This window comes from Sphingomonas sp. Sph1(2015) (assembly GCF_001970915.1).
GTDB lineage: Bacteria > Pseudomonadota > Alphaproteobacteria > Sphingomonadales > Sphingomonadaceae > Sphingomonas > Sphingomonas parapaucimobilis.
Map to the genome: position 1 here is coordinate 1 of NZ_MQUI01000135.1, position 405 is coordinate 405.

The following is a 405-nucleotide window of genomic DNA, read 5'->3' on the forward strand; positions in this document are numbered from 1 at the left end:
GGAATATTGCGCAATGGGCGAAAGCCTGACGCAGCGACGCCGCGTGAGGGATGACGGCCTTCGGGTTGTAAACCTCTTTCAGCTCTGACGAAGCGCAAGTGACGGTAGGAGCAGAAGAAGCACCGGCCAACTACGTGCCAGCAGCCGCGGTAATACGTAGGGTGCGAGCGTTGTCCGGAATTATTGGGCGTAAAGAGCTCGTAGGCGGTCTGTCGCGTCGAATGTGAAAATCCGAGGCTCAACCTCGGACCTGCATTCGATACGGGCAGACTAGAGTTCGGTAGGGGAGTCTGGAATTCCTGGTGTAGCGGTGAAATGCGCAGATATCAGGAGGAACACCGGTGGCGAAGGCGGGACTCTGGGCCGATACTGACGCTGAGGAGCGAAAGCGTGGGGAGCAAACAG

Annotated in this window: 1 rRNA gene; it reads left to right on the top strand. The window is 58.0% G+C overall.

What is annotated here, in order from left to right:
• Nucleotides 1-405 (top strand): 16S ribosomal RNA (locus BSZ14_RS18890); the annotation flags it as partial.